This window comes from Aliivibrio sp. EL58, assembly GCF_900312675.1.
Lineage (GTDB): Bacteria > Pseudomonadota > Gammaproteobacteria > Enterobacterales > Vibrionaceae > Aliivibrio.
The window spans coordinates 669,644-692,252 of sequence record NZ_OMPC01000009.1 but is presented as its reverse complement, the minus strand read 5'-3'; the positions used below and the strand labels follow the sequence as shown (position 1 = coordinate 692,252).

Genomic DNA, 22,609 nt, shown 5'->3' with positions numbered 1-22,609 from the left:
CATTATAAAGATATTTTTTCTAAATAAAAGAGAGAGCTAGTTAGCTCTCTCATATATTTATCTTTTTTGGAACGTTTGTTTAGTTACTCACTTGTTGAACAAATGTTTCTTCTTTTCTTTCTTCTTCTGTTTCTTTGCCAATTTTGCCTTCAGATTTAGCAACAATTGTATTTACTGCAGTATCACCAACAACATTTGATGAAGTACAGAACATATCATTGATACGGTCAACGGCAGCAACAATAGCAAGACCTTCGGGTGGAAGACCTAGTTGATGCAAGATAACACCAACCATTACAACACCACCACCAGGAACGCCACCAGCACCAATAGATAACAGTAGAATTGTGAAGCCTAGAGTAAATAAGTCTGCAGTATTAATTGGTTGGCCAAATGCATTAGCAACAAAGATAGCGGCAAGTGCAATATAGATAGATACGCCAGACATATTCATCGTTGCACCCAGCGGTACACCAAAGCCTGCTACTGATTTAGAGACATCCAATTTATCTGTTAACGTACGCATAGTTACAGGGATTGTTGCATTCGAACTTGCTGTTGATAATGAAAACAAGATTTGTTCACGTACTGCGCGTAAGAATATTTTTGGTGAAATTCCTGTTGTTAAAGCAACCATGAATGGATAGAAAACAAAAATCCAGAAGACAAGCATTGCAATAACAAGTGCAACGTAGCCTGCAACAGACATTAATGTGTTCGCATCTAATGTTGCACCTAGTTGGATCATTAATGCAAATACACCATAAGGAGCAAGACTCATTACTAGGCTAATTAGCTTCATCATGATTTCGTTAGCGACTTTAAAGGTTTTAATCGCAGGACCGCCACGATGATCAAGCGCTTGAATCGCTAGACCCGTTAGGATTGCCATAAAGATGATTTGTAGCATATCACCGCTAGCAAAAGCTTCTACAGGATTACTAGGAACAATATTAGTAATCAATGAGAAGATGTCAGGGGTTTCAGTTGCTTTTAGCTCTACAGAGCCAGCGACAACAGTTCCTGCTAAGTTAGCGTCTGCGCCTGGCGCAAATATCATACCCACAGTTAGTGCTGCAGTGATCGCGATAATGGTATTAATAAGGTAAAGAGCAAAAGTTTTACCACCAAGGCGACCAAATGAAGCAATGTCTTTTAGTTCAACGATACCGCAAACAATTGAAACATAAACCAACGGAACGACGAGTAATTTGATGAGTGAAACAAACATTCCACCAACGCCTTCTGCTGCTCCTAAAAGAAACGAGTCAAAAAACGCAACACCATTAAACATGTATTGAATAGCTGTACCGATTAATAGGCCAGCGAATAAACCTATAAAAATTCTACTTGAAAGTGACTTTTTCATAATGTACCTGTTCTCCAGAATATTGTGCTCACTAATAGGTGAGTCCTTGCAATGTTTCTCTATTAACTGAGAAATCAACAGAATGTTTACATATTGTTAATATAAATAAAAGGGATAATAGTAATGAGCTGTCAGTAGTTTTAGTTATATTGTGCGATTTTATTGATTGATTTAACATTTATAGTTTATTAAAACCAATTACTTAACTAGGTATCGTTTGCGGTTTGCTATGTTGTTATTTTGTATTCACGACACATATTGAATTTCATAAAGTATGAAGTTGATCACTACTTTCAATTAATGTTGTGTGTAGTTACTGACAATTAACTTGATAAAAAAATATTAACGTATACCATCCTCGCGAATTATTCTTACTTTTTGCGAGTCAGTCCATGTATTTAAAAAAGACATTAGTAGCAGCTGCAATTGCAGCAAATGCGTTTACTGCTTTTTCTGCGTTTGCAGCTCAGCAAGTTGATCTGTTGATCACTGATGCAACATTGTTAACAATGAACGAATCTAAACAAACATTTGAAAATGGTGTTGTTGCAATTAAAGGTAATAAAATTATTGCGGTTGGTGACCAAAGTATCGCAAAAAATTACACGGCAAAAACAGTGTTAGATGTAGATGGCGATATTGTTTTACCCGGTTTAATTAATACACATACACATGCCTCAATGACCGTTTTTCGCTCATTGGGTGATGATGTTCCTGACCGTTTACACCGTTATATTTTCCCTCTAGAGAAAAAGTTAGTATCGCGCGACATGGTTCGTATTGGTGCTAACTTAGGTAATGTAGAGATGGTTAAAGGTGGGGTAACCACTTATGCTGATATGTACTATTTTGAAGACGAAGTAGCTAAAACCGTTGATAAGATCGGTATGCGTGCAATTCTAGGTGAAAGCGTAATTAAATTCCCAGTGGCAGATGCAGCAAATGCAGACGAGGGTATTCAATACGCACTAAACTTTATTGAAGAATATAAAGACCATCCTCGAATCACACCAGCATTTGCTCCTCATGCTCCATATACAAATACAACTGAAACGCTACAAAAAATTGCAAAGCTATCATTAGAGCTAGACGTTCCTGTTATGATTCATTTAGCAGAATCTCATCGTGAAGAAGAAGTGATTGCAGAGCGTTCGGATGGGCTGTCTCCAGTTGAATACATGCATAGCATTGGGGCACTTAATAAGAATCTGATTGGCGCTCATATGATCTTAATTGATGATAAAGATATTGAGTTAGTTAAAGAATCTGATATGGGTGTTGCTCATAATATGAGTGCTAACATTAAATCGGCAAAAGGCGTGTCTCCTGCACTTAAAATGTACGATGAAAATGTGCGTATTGGTTTAGGAACCGATGGCCCAATGTCAGGCAATACATTAAGCATTATTGATGAATTTAACCAAGTTGCTAAAGTTCATAAACTAGTAAACAAAGATCGTGCAGCAATGCCTCCAATCAAGGTGATTGATATGGCAACAATGGGGGCGGCTAAAGCACTTCATATGGAAGATAAAATTGGTTCTATTGAAGTTGGTAAGCTAGCGGATATTATTGTTGTTGATACTAAGGCACCGAATATGTTGCCAGTCTATAATCCATATTCAGCATTGGTTTATTCTGCAAATTCAGGCAATGTTCGCCATACGATTGTTGATGGTAATATCTTGATGAAAGATCGTGAAATGCTAACGGTTGATGAAGATAAAATCCGCCAAGAAGTGATTGAGTTTACAAAGATAGTACGTAAGACAGTTATTGAAAGCGGTGAAGTTGTTCAATAAATAAGCATCTTGATGTATTTAAAAAAGGTCGAATTATTCGGCCTTTTTTTATATTACCTTAAAGTGAATGTCGCCTATCAACTTGATATTTAAAGCATGAATACTAGTATCAAAGTAGTAGCGTGTTATTAGGCAGGGCTTTTTATGGTTAGATTAATTATTTTATTTTCCGTTTTTCTTATGCTTATGCCACTTAACGCTCAGGCTTCAACTCGTGCCAGTAGCTATATTAAGCAGCATGAAACACAGCTATTTTATCCAGAATTAGTTTCTCGTTTTTATCAAAATGAACAACGTAAATGGTACTCACCAGGCGCACGGAAAAACTTAGAAAATCAGTTGGCGTTATTGGTTCTTGCTGATCTTAACAATGATCTTGAGCAACGCTATTATCGTTTACAAAAAGCGACTGATTTGGAATACGATATTTTAGCAACAGATACACTAATTTATCTTCTTACTTATCAATCTCAAATATCTAAAAAAGGAACCAGTTGGTTTTTTGGAGGGAGGCTTGATGAGCATTTAGGTGAACCCTACCCACAGGTTATCTCTTCAATAAACAGTGCTTTTACTGGCGGTCGATTAAATTACCTTACCCAAACTTTAGTGCCTAACTCAGATCAGTACGAGGTGTTTTACCGACGCTTACTAAGCTATTACGATCCTTACGGTGAGCCAATTGATAAACTAACTTCTTCTAAAATTATAAGGCCTAACCAAGTTATCTCTTATGCTTCTCTGGTTAATCGTCTTCATGTTGCCGGTGAGCTGACAAAAGAAGAAAGCAGAGAACTTCTGTTACATGATAATGGACTTTATAATTCAGAGCTTGTTGACGTTGTGATACGTTTTCAAAAACGCCATGGTTTATTACCTGATGGGATCATTGGTCCTAAAACTAAATATTGGTTGAACATGTCGGCAAAAGAGCGTGTTCGTATCATGGCATTAAATATTCAGCGATTACGATTGTGGGAAAATAAGAAAGCGCGTTTTGTGCTTGTGAATATACCATCCTACGAAATGCAGTATTGGCAAGAAGATGAACTGTTGTTCCATAGTAAAGTGATTGTAGGGAAACCAGAAAGAAAAACGCCATTGTTTTCGACATATCTTGATTCCATCGTTTTCAATCCTAATTGGAAAGTACCAACGAAAATCATGAGAGAAGATATTTTACCAAAAGCGTTTAATGATAAGGGCTTTTTACTATCACAAAACTTTGAAATTGTACCCACTTGGTTAAGCGATGATGTTATTCCTATTGAAGATATCGATTGGGAGCAGGAGAGTGTCGAAACTTTTCCTTATAAATTAAGACAAAAATCAGGCAATAGTAATGCGCTTGGGCGCTATAAGTTTAACACCCCAAATAGGAATGCCATTTATTTGCACGATACCCCTTCACGGTCGTTGTTTAAAAAACAGAGTCGAGCTTATAGTTCTGGGTGCATTCGAGTAGAAAGGGCTTCTGAATTTGCACAACTGCTAATGAAAGAGTCTCATTTTTCTAAAAAAGAGTACCGTAACTATCATCAGTTACCTGAAACTAAAGAGGCTTTTTTATCTCAAATGATCTCGGTATATACGATTTATCAGACTGCGTGGATTGATGAAAAGAACCAAGTTCAGTTTAGAGATGATATCTATGAGTATGATAAATGGAGTAAGTCTAAAAATTGACCAATAATTGACATTTTAGTATTACGTCTAAAAGTAGATATAGTTCAATAAGTAAGCGGTTTTCTGTATTTTTAGTTAAAAAATAACACTGTTCATTATTTGACCATTAATAAGTAAGTGTGTATCTTCTCGCTCAGTTATTGATTGATCTATTTATAAGTGAGCTGTTTACTGCATGTCTGAATTTAGTCCATTACGCCGTAAAATCCTTCTTGGTGGCGCTGCTACTGTTGGTTTAAGTCTATTTCCTACTTTATCTTTCGCATCACAATTTGAAGAGTCACCACGTAAACTTGCATTAAATAATTTGCATACAGGTGAAGAGTTACAGACTGAATATTTCAATGGACGAGGTTATCAGAGCGCAGAGTTAGCAAAACTAAATCATTTATGTCGTGATTTCCGACGTAATGAAAGTATAGCGATGGATACGGGTCTGTTTGACCAACTGTCAGCGATTCAAAAAGTGATTGGATGTGATACTCAGGTACAAATAATATCTGGCTATCGTTCACCGGCAACCAATGAGATGCTGCGTGGTAAATCACATGGTGGAGTTGCTAAGAAAAGCATGCACATGTTAGGAAAAGCAATGGATTTCCGTCTAGAAGGTGTGCCGTTGGATGAAGTAAGAAAAGCGGCGTTATCATTAAAAGCGGGCGGAGTAGGGTATTATCCAGGCAGTAACTTTGTTCATATCGACACTGGTAGGGTACGTTTCTGGTAATAATACTTAAAAATAAACAGTTAAAAAAATGGCGACCGCATTGGTCGCCATTTTTGTATTCATACTTTCTACTTAATCTATTCTTACAGAGCTAATGCCCTATAAGAAAAGCCAATTAGAAGTTAGCTGAACGTGGAGTACGTGGGAACGGGATAACGTCACGAACGTTGCCCATGCCTGTTACGTAAGATACTAAGCGCTCAAAGCCAAGGCCGAAACCAGCATGAGGAACAGTACCGTAACGGCGTAAATCACGGTACCAGCCCATGTGCTCAGGGTCGATACCCATAGCAATCATACGCTCATCAAGGATGTCTAAACGCTCTTCACGTTGTGCACCACCAATGATCTCACCAATACCAGGTGCAAGAACATCCATTGCTGCTACTGTTTTACCATCGTCATTTAAGCGCATGTAGAAAGCTTTGATGTCTTTCGGGTAGTTCTTAACGATAACAGGTGCTTTGAAGTGCTCTTCAGCAAGGTAACGCTCATGCTCAGAAGACATGTCGATGCCCCACTCAACGTCGAATTCAAATTTCTTACCAGAATCGATAAGGATTTGGATTGCGTCAGTGTAGTCAACTTGTGCGAAATCTGCGTCTACAAATTGCTCAAGACGAGTGATCGCCTCTTTATCAATGCGAGAAGCAAAGAATTCAAGATCATCACGACGCTCTTCAAGAACTGCTGCAAAAACGTATTTAAGCATGTCTTCAGCTAGTTTTGCTACGTCATTTAGATCAGCAAAAGCAACTTCAGGTTCAACCATCCAGAATTCAGCTAGGTGGCGGCTAGTGTTTGAGTTTTCAGCACGGAAAGTAGGTCCGAATGTGTATACTTTGCTTAATGCACAAGCATAAGCTTCCGCATTTAGTTGACCAGATACAGTAAGGAACGTCTCTTTACCAAAGAAGTCTTTATCGTAATCAACATTGCCTTTGTCATCTAAAGGAAGGTTGTTATGATCAAGCGTTGACACGCGGAACATTTCACCCGCGCCTTCAGCATCAGATGCTGTAATAAGCGGAGCTGAAGTCCAGAAGAACCCTTGCTCGTGGTAGAAACGGTGAATTGCTTGAGACAAACAGTTACGAACACGTGATACCGCGCCGATTACGTTAGTACGTGGACGAAGGTGTGCTACTTCACGTAAATACTCAATAGAGTGACGAGTTTTCGCCATTGGGTAAGTGTCTGCATCTTCAACCCAACCCACTACTTTTACTGCTGTTGCAGCAAGCTCGAAATCTTGACCTTTAGCAGGAGAAGCAACGATAGTACCTGTTACTTCAACAGAACAACCCGTTGTTAGCTTTAGGACTTCTTCATTGTAATTATTTAAGTCATTAGGAACTACGGCCTGAATCGGATCGAAACAAGAACCGTCATAAATAGCTAGAAATGAGATTCCAGCTTTTGAGTCGCGACGTGAACGGATCCAACCGCGAACAGTTACTTCACTGTCTACCGCTAGTTTGCCGCTTAGTACGTCTGTTACAGGCGCGTAAGTCATGTTAATTACATTCTCCATTGTTGTGCTACATGCACGAATATTTTTTATTTCAAGATAGACATATTACCTTTCTTATTAATAGCTTCAAGTGTTGTTATGCGATAAAGATAAAAATTCAGGATAAGAATCAATTTTCGTTATAAATTCGCCGAAAAAATCGCCAACATTACAAGGTAATAGGGAACTTACAGGTTGTGAGTCTTGTTGTTTGGTAGGGAAGTAGAGTACTATCCCTGCTTCATAATATAGGTAATAGAGATTTTAACTAATGACAACTGAACTATATAAAGACTTCATGTTTGAAGCAGCACACCATTTACCACATGTACCAGAAGGTCATAAATGTGGTCGTCTGCATGGTCACTCTTTTTTAGTTCGTTTGTATGTTGAAGGTGAAGTTGACCAACATACGGGTTGGGTAATTGATTTCTCTGAAATTAAAGCAGCATTTAAACCAACGTATGATCGTCTTGACCATTATTACTTAAACGACATTGAAGGGTTAGAAAACCCAACAAGTGAAGTATTAGCTAAGTGGATTTGGAACGAAGTAAAACCAACACTTCCATTGCTAAGCAAAATTGAAATTAAAGAGACATGTACAGCAGGTTGTACTTACCGCGGTGAGTAATTAATGTATATTTGTTAATTGATGAAAGGCGTCTATATAGTTAGACGCCTTTTTTCTTTATTCTAATCAAACCTTCTACGCAATTATCTGACCACTGACTTATTCAAGTTGGTATAAATACAAATCCATACATTTAATTTATAAAAATTATACTATTATAGTTGGATTGAACATAACAAACCTCTGCTTGTCCTATGTTTATTAATATTATCATTCAGTTTTTATATGGAATTCATTATGAAAAAGCGTTGGCTCTTTATGGTTTTATTATCTACATCTATTGCCGGAGCAGGGTATTATTTTTCGACACAATCAGCAGTGAAAAATGAGGCATTCCCGTTTGTAGTTGCCTCTCTTGGCTCTGTTGAGAAGAAAGCGGTAGCTGTAGGTCATGTTGTTCCTGCTCATTCCATTTCAATTAAGTCGCAAATAGATGGAATTGTCGGAGAAATATATCATCAAGTCGGTGAAGTCGTTACCGCTAATACCCCCTTAATTAAAGTTCGACCAAATCCAACGCCAGCTGCATTAATGCTAGCAAATACGGATTTAATGCAAAGTGAAGCAAGACTAGAATCAGTGCAAAAAAAGCTAGAGAATCTTAACCAATTAATTGAGCAAAATATAATCCCTAAAAATTATGGAGAATATATTCAAGCTAAATCTGATGTAAAATCTAGCAAGGCAGATGTACAGCAAAAAAGACAAAATCTTGATCTGATCCGTAGTGGAGAGTCTTCTGTTGGTAATTCTAAATTGAACTCAACAATTGTTGCGCCAATTAATGGAACTATATTGAATCTAAAAGTTGAAATTGGTGAACCAATTATATCTACAGTATCAAACCAAGTCGCAACGGTGATGATGTCGATTGCAGATATGAGCGATATTATTTTCAAAGGTAGTGTCAGTGAGCATGATGCTGCTCAACTAACCATTGGAACCCCAGTAACGATTATTTTAGCCCCGTATCCAGATATTGTCCTATTAGGAAAATTAAGTAAAGTTGCAGTGCAATCAGAAAAATTAAATTTGACCGCAACTAATAGCGTGAAAAGTTTTGATAATGGTTTTCAAGTTGAAGTCGATCAGATTCAGTTTCCAAAGAATTTAATTATTCGCTCAGGTTTTTCAGCAACAGCTCAAATTATTCTTCAGCAATCTACTAATGTAATCATTATTCCAGAGCGTTCGTTACAATTTAAACGAGGTGAACCAGAGGTTTTGGTTATTGATGATAGTGAAGATGGTTATTCACCTAAAGTTGTGACGCTCGGTTTATCTGATGGAGTCATGGTAGAAGTACTTTCTGGATTAGAAGAGGGTGACGAAATTGTTGATATAAGTATGATGATGGGTGAGCCAAATGCGTAATAAATTCTCAGAAAAAAATGCCATTCGGATTCTTTTTTTTGCTCTTATTGCTAATAGTCTAAGTACGATGAGTTATGCGTTAACTATTGAAGAGGCATGGCAAGCGACAAAGCAATATGATCCAAAATATTTACAGGCACAATTAGATGAAAAGATAAGTGAAACTGAAATACGCTTAAATAGAAGCGCTCTACTTCCGAGAGCAGGGATTACTGCAGGTTCTACTTGGAATGAAGGTAATGATAATAGCAATAATTACGAAATTAGCCTAAATCAAACCATTTGGGATAGCCGTAAATGGTCAGTACTTGATCAATCTCAAGCCTCATTATTGGCTTCTCAATTGAAAGTAAAACAGAGTCATAATGAGCTAGCTGAACGATTAATTAATGCATATCTTGATCTTGCCCAATCTCAAGGAGACCTCCGCTTAGCACAGCAAAAGTTTGATGAAGGTACAAAAATGTTACGTATCATTGAGCTACGTTACAAAGCTGGGAAAATTCAATCTGTTGAATTGGAGGATATGCGATCTAATCATCTTGACGAAGAAGCAGAGATATTAACGAGTCGATCACGAGTTGAAGATAAGAAAGCTAGTTTGATTGGGTTAATCAATATGGAACCTACTCAAGTTGATGAAATTAAGACTACTAACTTATCACCGCCGAAATTGATAGTGAACAGTAAACAAGAGTGGCTGAAATTAGCAAGTAATCATAGCCCTGAATTATTAGCGGCAAAACAAAGTATTCGAATTGCAGAGTTGGAGACAGAGCAGGCTAAAACAGGTTATTACCCTACGATTACAGGGTCTGTGGGCTATAACGACAGTACTCACTCAGATGATGAACTGAACGCAATTTTAAACTTGAGTTTACCTCTTGATTTAAATGGTTCAACAGCAGCCAGTGTTGATCGTGCTAAGTTAAACGTTCGTCGTGCTAAACAAGATGTTCGAGCGGTAGAGATCAGAATAAAAAGTACTATTTCTAACCAGTATACTCAGCTCTCGTTGAATTGGCAACGTGTTGAAATGGCAGAGAAACAAGTTGCGTCGAGAGAACGTGTGTTAAAAAGTAAACAAGCGATTTATAAAGCAGGTATGGCAGAAGCATCTGATGTTATTGATGCACATAATCGTTTGTTTAGCAGTAAAAATACTTTGCAATCATTGCTTTATCAATATTGGCAATATCGTATTTCTTTACTTAAGTCTGTTGGTAAATTAGATAATGAAACCATAGCCTTGATTTCACAGGCATTGTAATCATGATAGCTTTATTATCTCAAACGATACAGACCTTATTGGCTCATCGCTTGAGAAGTTTTCTGGCTATCCTCGCCATTGTATGGGGCATTATTTCAGTTTTGGTTTTAGTTGCTCTTGGTGAGGGGTTCTACCAGACAAATACAAAATCTTTTGCCCTATTAATGAATGATACTCAGATAGTATTTCCGGGGCAAACCACCAAGGAATGGAAAGGAAGGTCTGCAAGAAGGTTAATTTTGCCTTCTGAATTAGAAGCCCGTCAAATGCTTAATCACCCCGCGATTGAGAATCTATCAGTGATATATGGTAAATGGGATGCTAACGTTACGGATTATCAAGGTAGCTCTTTACCGGGTAATGTTACAGGTATCGATGATCAATTTACTGAATTGCGAAATGTCAAACTAAACAAGGGTTCACGACAAATTAATCGTAGTGATTTGATTAATCATAATCGTGTTGCCTTGGTTGGTTGGCAGTTAGCAGAGATAGGTTCTTTACATATAGGAAGTTCTTTAAATATTAATGGTATCCCTTTTAATGTTATTGGTATTACAAAGAAAAATGAAGGTGGGATTTCATTAAATGATGATGCGAGTCAAGCAATGATCCCAAGTACAACTTTTACTGATTTGTGGAAGAGTAAACCAAATATGTTGCTCATTTCCCCTGTTGAAGGTGCTTCTGGTTGGCTATTAAGAAAGAGTATATTGTCATTTTTTGCTAATCAGCAACATTTTGATCCTAATGATAAAGATGCGATGTATATGCCTGACTTTGGACAAGAATCGGCATTTTTTAAAAAACTATTAAGGGGCATTCAACTGTTCTTAGGAGCAAGTGGTGCCATGACTCTAGCTGTTGGATCGCTAGGTGTCGCAAATATAATGTTTTTGTCAGTAACTGAACGAACTAGAGAAATTGGAGTTCGACTTGCGATAGGTGCAACACCGAATAATATTTTAGGTCAATTCCTAATAGAAGGAGGGATCCTCGTTGCGTGCGGAACCGTTATTGGAATTACATTCTCCTATGGCATAGTCATGCTATTAATTATGATTGGTATGCCTGAATGGCTTGGCGACCCAATGATCACACTCGGTGCTATTAAAATATCATTAGGAGTAACGGCTGTATTTGCATTGTTAGCCGCGTATTTTCCTGCACGTCGAGCGTCGAACTTACTTCCTGTAATTGCCTTAAGTGCGAGGGCTTGATAATGCTATTGCCAATGAGACAAATATTTCAAGAAATGGCCGCCGAGAAAGTACGTTTGAGTTTAACTATCTTGGCAGTGGCATGGGCGACATTATGTATTGCAACCATGCTTGCTGCCGGTGAAGGTTTACGCCAAGGGTTGATCCGAAGTTCAGAGAGTGGCAATGGGAAATTAATCTACATTACCGGAGGTTATGCCACTATAAATTCAGGTAATTTCTACACAGGTAAAGAATTGCAGATTAAATCGGAAGACTTAGACGTAATAAAAGCCTTACCAAGTGTAAAGCATGCTCAACCAAGTGCTATTTGGGATGAACGTGCAAGTTATAAAGATCATCGGACTTGGCAAAACCCACTTGCCGTATCCCCTGGCTATCAAGCATTAACTGGCTTAAAAATAGTATCAGGAGGGCGATGGTTTAATCCTTTAGATATCAAAGAACAGCGTAAAGTGATTATATTAGGTGAAAGCGCCGCTATTTCTTTATTCAATGAGTCGGATGACTTTGATTGGATTAATACCCCGAAATTAGAGGTTAATCCGGTTGGTAAAAAAGTAAAAGTAGGCAGTGAAGAGTTTACCATCATTGGTTTAATTAAGCGCAGTAGTGCAAATATAGAGCAAGGTATACCCCTTAATGAATCTCTTTTTGTACCGTTTACTACTTGGAAGCGTTTTCATCAAAACAGTGCCATTTCTGCCATTAATATAGAGCCAATAGCGAGAGCAGATCGCATACAAGTTGCGAAAACAGTTAAACAAGTGATTGCTAGAAAGTACGGTGCAAGCATTGAAGATGATCAATTGGTTCAAGTTCAAGATATGTTATTAAGACAAAAAACCATGCGACAATTTTTAATTGGTTTACAAAGTTTTTTAGGCATTATTGGTTTAGTTACCTTGGGTGTCGCAGGGATTGGGATTGCAAATGTAATGTACGCTACAGTTAAACGAGCGACTAAAGATATTGGTGTCAGAATGGCAATTGGGGCAACACCAACAACCATACGTTTGCACTATTTAACGCAATCATTGTTTACTATGAGCATTGGAGGCTTGTTGGGCTTAGGCTTAGCTTATTTGTTGATTGTATTAATGCAAGCGCTCCCTTTAGCAGGAAATGGTTTGTATGATGAACTAGGTAAACCAACACCAGAACTCTCTTTACCTATTGTTGGTTTAGTTATATTTGCTTTAGGATTTGTCGGTATCTTAGCTGCTTGGTTCCCCGCAAATAGAGCTGCAGGAATAACTCCATTAGAGGCATTACAAAGTGAATAGTAATAACAATACAGCTATATCTGGATCTGAATATTTAGTAATGTTGCATGATATTAGCAAGCATTATAAGAGCGGAGAAGAAGAAGTTCGAGCTTTAGATTGCGTATCTCTCTCAATTAAAAAAGGGGAATTTCTTTCGATTTTAGGGCCATCAGGATCTGGAAAATCAACCTTGATGAATATGCTAGGTTGTTTAGATACACCGACAATGGGTGAGTATTATCTGGATAGTAAAGATGTATCAGCCTTGAGTAGTCACCAGTTAGCAGGAATACGAAATCAGAGTATTGGTTTTATATTTCAAAGCTTTAATTTATTAGAGTATGCGAGTGCACTTGAGAATGTAGCATTACCTTTGGTTTATCGTGGAGTTAAATCCGCAGAAAGGAAAAAGAAAGCCGCAGCTCTACTAGAGCGAGTTGGACTAGGTGATAGGATGAATCATAAACCGAATCAGCTATCTGGTGGACAAAAACAGCGTGTAGCGATTGCGAGAGCTTTAGTTAATGATCCTCAAATTATATTGGCTGATGAACCAACAGGGGCTTTGGATTCAAAGTCAGGGGCAGACATAGAAGCGCTCTTTAATGAACTGCATCAGGAAGGACGAACCTTAATTATTGTAACTCACGATAATGCCCTAGCTCAGAGAACAAAGCGCATTATCAATATTAAAGATGGAAAAATAATTGCAGATGAGCGTTTAGCTTAGTTTCACTGGTATATTCATATTGAATATCAGGCGTTTGATATTATCCAAATAGGTAAGATGTTAAACGCCTTTTTTATGCTTGTCGTATACGGGCAGTAATCGAAACTAGCGCATGATCGGTACTGAATTGGTCAATCTCGAATCTTGGATTCACAATGTGCTGATCTGTTACTGTGTAATCAACAACTTCTAAAATACTGCCCGAAAATGAGCTATCAAATTCGTTAGATAACAAGATGTAATCCAATACCGAGCCTTTTGCTCCGTAATAATGGGTACTTACTCGCTCTTCCAATAAATCAGCGCCCTTTAGCTCACAGTAAATATCCCAACTGTCTTTAAGCTGAAATCGAGTTAAATAATCAGTACTAAATTTATCAAACCGTAACTCATGAGACAGTAGTCCTTTAAATTCATCATGAAACAAAGGTTTATTAAAATCGCCCATCATAATAACGGGCTGGTTTGATTCTTTACGTTGTTGAATTATATGATTATGTAAGATATTCGCTTCTAATCCACGCTGAACAGTCGAAAGCCAAGAGCCTAACTGTTCATCATGAAGTTGATGAAGAGGAGAGCTGTTTGTTTCATCCGTTTCGTTACTCTCTTCTGGCTCTTTAGGGCGCTGAGATTTGAAGTGCACCACATAACAGTCAGTAATCCCAAGATGAGGCAGTTCAATAGAGGCATGGACAGGTACGCGATTAAATTCAAACTCAATCCCAAAGCGAGATAATTGAGCTTGTTCGGCAATCACTGGTTGAGCATTTAAAATTGGGTAACGTGAAGCAAAGGCAACAACAGGAGAGTTGAAAACATAACCATCTTCAGATTTTGGCTCATCGACAGTAGCAAAATATGAATAACCAATCTCGTTAACTAAAGCCTCTAAAGCGCTTGGACTAAAGACTTCTTGAAACCCAATCACATCAGAGTTTAATGCCGTGATCTTATCCTTAAACCAGCCCTGTTTCTTCAGCCATTCCTCTTGAGTTAGTATATTTTCAAAATCGTAATACGCATTAGGCGGCTCAACAAAGTTGAACATATTGATGGTGGTAAATGTTAGGCTTTCAGGAGATGGCAAATTAGATACTCATGTTGTTATTATCGATGGAATCGACGTTTATTAAATAAAGTATAACAGCATGAAGTAAGGTCAACACCTGCTAATAGTTTTAAGTTTAAAAGCTTATAAAAGTACATAGTTTCTCTCCCAGATGGTATAAAAGGGGTATCGTCTTCTCTATCCATCAAACAAGTTGATATTTATGCGTATTTTACATACTTCTGATTGGCATCTAGGTCAAAATTTCTTCACTAAAAGCCGCCGTAATGAGCATCAAAAATTCATTAGCTGGCTACTTGAACAAGTCCAAGAAAATGCCATTAATGCGGTTATCATTGCCGGAGATGTGTTTGATACGGGCGCGCCACCAAGTTACGCGCGTGAAATGTACAACCAATTTGTGGTGGAGATGAACAAAGTAAACTGCGAATTGATCGTGCTTGGTGGAAATCATGATTCTGTGTCGACACTCAATGAATCAAAGCAACTATTAGCACATTTAAACGCACGAGTAATTGCTAATACCAATGATGATTTATCGACTCAATTATTAACACTCCCAAACAGTGACGGTTCTGTCGGTGCTATTTTATGTGCGGTTCCGTTTATACGGCCACGTGACGTTGTCACTAGTGTGGCGGGCTCAACGGGTGTAGAGAAGCAACAAGCACTCGGCGAAGCGATCAAGCAGCATTATCATCAACTGTATCAAAAAGCACTAGAACTAAGAGCTGAGTTAGATCTTGATGTTCCGATTATTGCTACTGGTCATTTGACGGCATTAGGTGTTAAACAATCAGATTCAGTTCGTGATATCTACATTGGCACATTGGATGGCTTTGCTGCCGATGGTTTCCCGCCTGCAGATTACATCGCGTTGGGTCATATTCACCGCCCGCAATTGGTGGCTAAATCTGACCACATCCGTTATTCAGGATCGCCAATTCCATTAAGCTTTGATGAGCTTAAATCTCAAAAACAAGTCGTGATGGTGGAGTTTGATAAAGCAAGCGTAACTCAAATCTCTCAAATTAATGTGCCTATGTTTCAACAAATGAAGGCATTAAAGGGCGATTTAGAAACGATTGAACAAGAGTTAGCACAATTCAAAGAGTGCGAAGAAACCACTTGGCTTTGTATTGAAGTAGAAGTACAAGATTACTTATCCGATCTACAACAACGCATTCAAGCACTAACTCAAGATCTTAACGTTGAAGTGTTGCAACTGCGTCGAGCGAGAAACCGCAGTGAACAAACTCTAGCGCAAGAAAAAACAGAAACGCTAGCGGAGTTAACGCCGTTTGATGTGTTTATTAAACGTATAGAGCAAGAGACGTTTGAAACAGAAAAAGAGCAGCAACGCGCAGAGCGAATGACGACCAAGTTTAAGCAGATTTTGTCAGAAGTTGAACACAAAGATACTGATTCACAAGAAGGTGATGCATGAGAATTTTAAGCCTAAGTTTTTCAAATTTAAACTCATTAAAAGGTGAGTGGAAAATTGATTTCTCAGCGTCGCCTTTTGTTGAAAACGGATTGTTTGCGATTACAGGCCCAACAGGTGCAGGTAAAACGACGATTTTAGATGCGATCTGTTTGGCACTTTATCATAAGACCCCTCGACTGGGTGGTATCTCAACATCAAGCAATGAGATCATGACGCGTGGTACAGCGGAGTGTTCGGCGGAAGTCGAGTTTGAAGTGAAAGGCAAAGCGTATCGTGCGTTTTGGAGCCAGCGTCGCTCTCGTGGCAAGGTCGATGGTAATTTACAATCAGCCACCGTTGAGCTTGCTGAAGTCGATTCTGAAAAAGTATTAGCAACGCAAGTCAAAAAGAAAGATGAGCTAATCAACTCAATTACAGGATTAGATTTCTCTCGCTTTACAAAATCCATGATGCTTTCTCAAGGTCAATTTGCGGCGTTTTTGAATGCTGATGCTAATGATCGTGCGGGTTTATTAGAAGAGCTGACAGGCACTGAGATCTATGGGCAGATCTCAGAGAAGGTGCATGAGCATTACACCGCATCAAAACAAAAATTAGCTGAGCTTAAAGCCAAAGCAGAAGGGGTTGAGCTGCTTTCTGAAGAAGATAAACAAGCGTTAATCGATGAGCAAGCTGAACTGCAAACGAACCAAAAACAGCAACAAGCTCAACTTTCAAATTGGCAAGCACATGTAGAGTGGTGGGTTGCAGAAGCGAAAAACCAACAGCAGTGGCAGCAAGCGGTTGATAATAATCAATTAGCATTAGATAAAGAAAAACAAGCCAGCGCTCAATTGCACCGCTTGGCACAAAGTGAGCCAGCAGAAAAACTACGCGCACCGTATCAATTATGGCAAGAAGCACAAACTCGCTTTGATAGTGTCGTAAAAGAACTAACACTGACTGAGCAATTACATCAGAAAACGACTACTGAGAAAGAAGCTATTGAGTTAACTGTTACGCAATTAAAACAAATGTTTGATAGCGTTAAGGCTGAGAGTAAATCGTTAGAAGTATTGATTAATGATTCGGTGCAACCGTTAGATACTGCGATTGCACAGTTAACTCAGCAGTCGCAAGAAAAGCAGCAACAGCTCACGCAAGTGAATACTCGTCTTCAAGATGGCAGTAATAAACAACAACGATTAGAGGCGTCATTAACAGAGTTAACGTCAAAATTAGCAGTACTAAATAGTTATGTAGAAACGCATCAATCAGATTTGAATTTAGAGCGTTATTTAGGTCAATGGAAGACTCAAGTTAGTTATATTTTACAGCAAGATAAAGAAACTGCATCTTTAGTTAATAAAGTTGAGCAAGCCAAAAAAATAGTCGCAACCTTACTTGAGAGCGTAAATCAAAAAGATACGGAATTAACGCAAGTTCAAAACACACTAAATAATGAAGCAGAAGCAACGAAAAATGCTGAACTCGTATTTAAACAGCAACAAGAAAAAGGCACTGAAACGGAGTTAACAGAGCAAATCAATGCACTTAATACTCGTCATCATTACCGTGTAGAGTTGAATCATACTAATAATGAGTTTTTACGTGCTGAAAAAGAACAACAGACGTTAAGCGAAGACCAAAAAGCGCAGAGTGAAGCGATTCTAAAATTAGAAGCTCAGCGTGCTGATCTTGTGATTTCCTGTAAGCAGCAAGATCAGCAAATCTTAGACTTAACGACGCTAATTGAGCAAGAAGGTGATTTGGTTAAGTATCGTGCTCTATTAGAAAAAGATCATGATTGTCCATTGTGTGGTTCAACGCATCATCCGTTACTAGAAAAAGCGCAAGCATTAGATATTAATGTAACGATACAGCGCAAAAAAGAGGCAGAACAAAAGCGAGTTGAGATTGTAGAGCAAGGTCAATCGATACGTGAGCAGCTAGATTCATTAAAAGTAAAACAAGAGCACACCCAAACGCAATTAACTCAATGGCAGCAAACGGCAAAAATGACCAAGCAACAATGGTCAACATTAATGGAAGTAACGCAACTCACTTTAGCGTTGGGGGATACCAATGGTATTGCTCAATTTATTACTGAATGTGAAGCGTCGTTACTTGCTTTAAATGGGCAGATAAAACAATTACGCCAAGCAGATGAAAAGCGCCGAGCTCAACAAACTCAATTACAACAAGTTCAGCATCGTCTTGATACGTTAAATAAAGATCTTAATTACGATCGTCAATCACACCAAGCTGCAACTCAGCAACTGCAAGATGACAATCAAAAATTAGTGCAGCTACAACAACATCAAATAGAATTGAATCAACAGTTAACCACAGAGATTGAGCAAACAGGGTTTACTGCCCCAGAGTTTACTCAAATTCAATCTTGGTTTGTGCAAAAAGAGCAAGATTTACAGCAAATCCAACAGCGAGTTGAAAATCGTCAAACACTGCTTCAACAGCAACAAAAAATGCAAAGTGACCAAGTTCATCTAGCTGAACAGTTAGAAGAGCTAAACTCTCAGCAGCAGGTTTCTCAAACTGAAGTACAAAGATTGGCGAGTGAGTTGGAACAACACCAGCAAAAACGGGTTGAGTTATTTGGTACACAAGAGATCAGAACAGCGCGTGCTCTCATGGCGGAAAAGTTGACGGTATCAGAGCAAAACTATCAAGCGGAAGAACAAAAATCACAAACGTTGATACAAGATCTTGCGACTTTAAAGGGCAAGCTAAATAGCTTGATAGAAAGCCATGCAAGCAGTGAAAAGTTAATGTTAGAGAGAACTACTGCGTGGCAAGAAGCTTTAGTCGAAAGCCCATTTGAAACGCTTGAGTTATTCCAAGCAGCCTTGATTTCAGAAGAAGACCGCCAACACCTATTAAGCTTAAAAACTGAAATACAACAAGCGATTGAGAGAACTGGCGCTTTGCTAGAGAGTGCACAGCAAATCAAAGAACAACATTATCAAGCGCCAAAAGCAGCTGAATGGCAATTAATGCCAAAAGAAGCGGTTGAGGCTGAATTAGCTCAAGTGAAATCTCAATCTGAAACATTAGTGAAACGTGAGGGAGAAATAGCTCAAGCGTTGCGTTCAGATGGTGAGCGTAAAACCAATCAAAAAGCCTTATTTGAAGCGATTGAAGCTTATCAATCTGAGTATGATGATATTCAATATTTACATTCATTAATTGGCTCGCAAAAGGGCGATAAATTCCGTAAATTTGCTCAAGGATTAACGCTAGAGAATCTCGTCTATTTAGCCAATAAACAGCTTACTCGCTTACATGGTCGCTATGAGCTTAAACGTAAAGCCAGCGATGGTTTAGAACTTCAAGTTGTCGATACATGGCAGGGTGATGTAGTTCGTGATACTAAAACCTTATCAGGTGGAGAGAGTTTCTTGGTAAGTTTAGCTCTCGCTTTGGCCCTTTCTGATTTAGTGAGTCACAAAACAAGCATTGATTCACTGTTCTTAGATGAAGGTTTTGGTACGCTAGACAGTGAAACGTTAGACATGGCGCTTGATGCGTTAGATAACTTAAACGCCTCAGGAAAAATGATTGGTGTGATAAGCCACATCGAAGCGATGAAAGAACGTATTCCAGTCCAAATAAAAGTCACCAAACGCAGTGGTTTAGGCGTGAGTGAACTAGAAAAACAATATAAAAAAGTCAGTTAATTTTGTTGCTCGTTACATTATTAGAAAAATGATAATACAGATTAAAAGGAAGTAAGAATGGGAAAGAATAAGCGCGAAGTGACACTACGTTTTCTTGCAGAACCAGGAGATGTGAACTTTGGTGGTAAAGTTCACGGTGGTGCGGTAATGAAATGGGTCGATTTAGCTGCCTATGCGTGTTCTGCTGGGTGGAGTGGTAAATATTGTATTACCGCTTATGCTGGTGGTATTCGTTTTGTTCAGCCTATTCATGTGGGTAACCTTGTTGAGGTGACGGGTAAAGTTATTTATACCGGAAAATCATCAATGCACATTGCTATTGATGTGCAAGCCAGTGATCCAAAAGAGTTAGAAAATAGATTAACGACTCACTGTATTGTCATTATGGTTGCCGTTGATGAACATGGTAAACCAACAGAAGTACCTGAGTGGATCCCTCAAACCAAAGAAGATATTCATTTACGCGAATCAGCTATCCGATTGATGAATATGCGTAAAGAGATTGGCGAAGAGATGGAAGCACACGTTAAGTATTTAAAATAACGCTATATTTCTCATTAATCTTCATTTACGCAATATATCTTCACTTTAGTTACTCTTGGTGGTGGTTTATTGCGTATTTTTATTTTATGACGTAGATGTAGGCATAAAATTTACTTTGTTGTGTATTAAGATAATAAAACATACACAGTAAGGTAGAGGCATATGTTAATGACATCATTACCCGACGAAAATCAAAAGCGTTTTGTTGCAATCTTAAATAAAAAAATGGATCTAGGGCGTACGCTTAATGTACTAGGCCATATTAGTGTTGGTTTGTCTGATTTGCTTGAAGAACAAGATGCGACATATGTTGATTATCATGATAGCGATAAAGCTCTTCATCCTAATGTTTCTCATTATCCATTTATTGCTTTAAAGGCTGATAACTCAAATAAAATAAGAAAAGTACGTGAGCAAGCGATAGAGCTTGGTATTACGTTTACTGATTTTACCCATACAATGGTTGAAGGTGGTTCAACGGTTCAACAGAAAATAACCAGTGAAACGAAAGATGAAGATTTTGAATATCTTGGTATTTGTTTATTTGGAAATACGGAAACCATTAAAGCAATAACAAAGAAATTCAGTTTGTATAAATAAGGTGGTGGTTATGGTGATTGTCTGTGCTTATCGTTTAAAAAGTAAGAAATGGATAAATAATCTAGTTGAGAAAGAAACATAGGAAAAACTTGTACTTTAAGGGGTTGCATTGAAAGCCTCATTATATAGAATGGATCGGGCTGCTATATTGGTAGTTCGGTCAGTAAAGGATTTACTGTCCTTGTATAAAATGGAATGTGACTAATTAGGATGTACACATGATTTTCCAACTAACATCAGGCCCATTATTAGAGCCTACAGAAGGTTCACCACACGCTATCTGCTCTGCATCGACAGCAATGACTTCTTCACGCTTCCTTTCTGCTCAGTTTCTTGCGTTTCGCTTCCTCTCGTATTTTCGATTTCTCCGTTTTTATTCGTAATTAATCAGACCTAATTTCAACCGCTTACCCTCATTTGTGGTGTACTTTTGTGCGCGTTGAATTTGAAAAGCTAAAAATAAACTAGAACTAAAGCTCAAACTCGAATAAAAAACGAAGGAACAATTATGAATTTAAAATTAATCGGCAGCTCTCTTATTATTTCAGGTACTGCACTGGGTGCTGGTATGCTTGCAATTCCTATGGTTTTGGCTCAATTTGGCCTGCTGTGGGGGACTGCGTTAATGTTGTTTATCTTTATTGGAACAACTTATGCCGCTTTATTGTTGCTAGAAGCAAGTATTAATGTGGGTGGTGGTTTGGGTATGAACACCATCGCTCGTAAAAGTTTAGGTAAGGGAGGACAGTTAGTTACCAATGGCTTACTGTATGCGTTACTTATTTGTCTGCTGATGGCCTATATCTTAGGCGCTGGCGATCTACTTAATAAGTTACTCCGTAATATTGGATTAGATTTAAGCTTGGTGCAAAGCCAAATAGCATTTACATTAATTGCAGGGGTGATCGTTGCCTCGGGAACGGCAGTGATTGATAAGATTAATCGCGCTTTATTTGCCATCATGCTATTCATGTTATTGCTGACTCTTGTCTTTTTGGTTCCAGGTATTTCATTAGATAATATGACTCAAGTGTCTAATTCAAATCCATCAGAATTGATACAAACCAGTGCGATTATTTTTACTAGCTTTGGTTTTATGGTTGTTATTCCGTCATTAGTTTCTTACAACCATGAAGCAACACCTAAGCAGTTGAGAAACATGGTTATTGTTGGTTCTTCTATTCCTTTAGTTTGTTATCTGGTGTGGCTATATGCGGTGGTTGGTAACTTAACCCCTGAGCAAATTACCCATTTCTCTAATGTGTCTGAGCTAATTTCAGTATTTAGTGCTGAACATTCATTTATCAATCTTGTCCTATCGAGCTTTACAGGACTTGCATTACTGACTTCTTTCTTAGGAGTGGCAATGGCACTGTTTACGCAAAATGAAGATACATTTAAACAAAACAAAGTGGTTACTTATGTGATCAGCTTTATCCTACCTCTTGCCGGTGCTATTTTTGCAGCAGATCAATTTTTAGCGGTATTAAGTTATGCCGGTATTATTCTGGTTTTCCTTGCGGTATTTATTCCACTCGCAATGGTTATTAAGCTTCGTCAAACAGATGGCCAAACAGAAAGTTACTTAGCTGAAGGGGGAGTGGCAATGCTAATCTTCTCGTTCATTTTCGGTTGTTTCTTGTTGATCTCACAAGTTATCTAGTTATCACGTTCTCT

At 38.3% G+C, this 22,609-nt stretch carries 18 protein-coding genes; 15 read left to right on the top strand and 3 right to left on the bottom strand.

Annotated features, from left to right (window positions below):
* Positions 1-79: 79 nt before the first annotated feature.
* Positions 80-1,369: a dicarboxylate/amino acid:cation symporter gene (locus ED622_RS14040; protein ID WP_122035052.1), complete on the bottom strand. Its 1,290-nt coding sequence runs from the start codon at positions 1,367-1,369 to the stop codon at positions 80-82.
* 392 nt (positions 1,370-1,761) lie between these two features.
* On the opposite strand from ED622_RS14040, the gene ED622_RS14035 reads away from it, so the two are divergent.
* From ED622_RS14035 to ED622_RS14025, 3 genes are all read left to right on the top strand, one after another.
* Positions 1,762-3,171: an amidohydrolase gene (locus tag ED622_RS14035; RefSeq protein ID WP_122035050.1), complete on the top strand. Its 1,410-nt coding sequence runs from the start codon at positions 1,762-1,764 to the stop codon at positions 3,169-3,171.
* A 144-nt stretch (positions 3,172-3,315) separates the two neighbouring features.
* A complete protein-coding gene (locus tag ED622_RS14030; protein ID WP_122035048.1) occupies positions 3,316-4,857 on the top strand; it encodes a murein L,D-transpeptidase in 1,542 nt (513 codons plus the stop codon).
* Positions 4,858-5,032: 175 nt separating this feature from the next.
* Positions 5,033-5,584 (top strand): YcbK family protein, encoded by a 552-nt coding sequence (locus ED622_RS14025; protein ID WP_122035045.1) that lies wholly within the window; start codon positions 5,033-5,035, stop codon positions 5,582-5,584.
* A gap of 115 nt (positions 5,585-5,699) precedes the next feature.
* Here the strand turns inward: ED622_RS14025 and asnS are convergent, their stop codons facing one another.
* Complete coding sequence (asnS, locus tag ED622_RS14020) at positions 5,700-7,100, bottom strand: asparagine--tRNA ligase (RefSeq protein ID WP_122035043.1); 1,401 nt, start codon at positions 7,098-7,100, stop codon at positions 5,700-5,702.
* A gap of 268 nt (positions 7,101-7,368) precedes the next feature.
* Here asnS and queD point away from each other — a divergent pair, with 268 nt between their 5' ends.
* From queD to ED622_RS13990, 6 genes are all read left to right on the top strand, one after another.
* A complete protein-coding gene (gene queD, locus ED622_RS14015) occupies positions 7,369-7,731 on the top strand; it encodes a 6-carboxytetrahydropterin synthase QueD (RefSeq protein ID WP_105054575.1) in 363 nt (120 codons plus the stop codon).
* Between the two features lie 225 nt (positions 7,732-7,956).
* Entirely contained in the window at positions 7,957-9,105 is a 1,149-nt protein-coding gene (locus ED622_RS14010; RefSeq protein WP_122035041.1) for an efflux RND transporter periplasmic adaptor subunit, read from the top strand.
* Positions 9,098-10,375: a TolC family protein gene (locus ED622_RS14005; protein WP_122035038.1), complete on the top strand. Its 1,278-nt coding sequence runs from the start codon at positions 9,098-9,100 to the stop codon at positions 10,373-10,375. The genes ED622_RS14010 and ED622_RS14005 overlap by 8 nt, the downstream gene beginning before the upstream one ends.
* Before the next feature lie 2 nt (positions 10,376-10,377).
* A complete protein-coding gene (locus tag ED622_RS14000) occupies positions 10,378-11,595 on the top strand; it encodes an ABC transporter permease (protein WP_122035036.1) in 1,218 nt (405 codons plus the stop codon).
* A gap of 2 nt (positions 11,596-11,597) precedes the next feature.
* Positions 11,598-12,881: an ABC transporter permease gene (locus ED622_RS13995; protein WP_122035034.1), complete on the top strand. Its 1,284-nt coding sequence runs from the start codon at positions 11,598-11,600 to the stop codon at positions 12,879-12,881.
* A 40-nt stretch (positions 12,882-12,921) separates the two neighbouring features.
* Positions 12,922-13,593, top strand: a complete 672-nt coding sequence (locus ED622_RS13990) for an ABC transporter ATP-binding protein (protein ID WP_122036117.1) — start codon at positions 12,922-12,924, stop codon at positions 13,591-13,593.
* A gap of 73 nt (positions 13,594-13,666) precedes the next feature.
* Here the strand turns inward: ED622_RS13990 and ED622_RS13985 are convergent, their stop codons facing one another.
* Positions 13,667-14,683, bottom strand: coding sequence for an endonuclease/exonuclease/phosphatase family protein (locus ED622_RS13985; protein WP_162922526.1), 1,017 nt, complete (start codon positions 14,681-14,683; stop codon positions 13,667-13,669).
* A 184-nt stretch (positions 14,684-14,867) separates the two neighbouring features.
* Here ED622_RS13985 and sbcD point away from each other — a divergent pair, with 184 nt between their 5' ends.
* The 6 genes from sbcD to ED622_RS13960 all read left to right on the top strand — a co-directional run bounded on the left by sbcD (position 14,868) and on the right by ED622_RS13960 (position 22,595).
* Entirely contained in the window at positions 14,868-16,112 is a 1,245-nt protein-coding gene (gene sbcD, locus ED622_RS13980) for an exonuclease subunit SbcD (RefSeq protein ID WP_122035032.1), read from the top strand.
* Entirely contained in the window at positions 16,109-19,789 is a 3,681-nt protein-coding gene (locus ED622_RS13975) for an AAA family ATPase (RefSeq protein ID WP_122035029.1), read from the top strand. Before sbcD ends, ED622_RS13975 begins: the two co-directional genes overlap by 4 nt.
* A gap of 57 nt (positions 19,790-19,846) precedes the next feature.
* On the top strand, positions 19,847-20,332 hold the full coding sequence (locus ED622_RS13970; protein ID WP_065591754.1) for an acyl-CoA thioesterase: 486 nt from the start codon (positions 19,847-19,849) through the stop codon (positions 20,330-20,332).
* A 168-nt stretch (positions 20,333-20,500) separates the two neighbouring features.
* Positions 20,501-20,932, top strand: a complete 432-nt coding sequence (locus tag ED622_RS13965; RefSeq protein WP_122036113.1) for a DUF2000 domain-containing protein — start codon at positions 20,501-20,503, stop codon at positions 20,930-20,932.
* A gap of 218 nt (positions 20,933-21,150) precedes the next feature.
* Positions 21,151-21,315, top strand: a complete 165-nt coding sequence (locus tag ED622_RS19960; RefSeq protein WP_162922525.1) for a hypothetical protein — start codon at positions 21,151-21,153, stop codon at positions 21,313-21,315.
* A 125-nt stretch (positions 21,316-21,440) separates the two neighbouring features.
* Positions 21,441-22,595, top strand: a complete 1,155-nt coding sequence (locus tag ED622_RS13960) for an amino acid permease (protein ID WP_122035027.1) — start codon at positions 21,441-21,443, stop codon at positions 22,593-22,595.
* Positions 22,596-22,609: the final 14 nt, after the last annotated feature.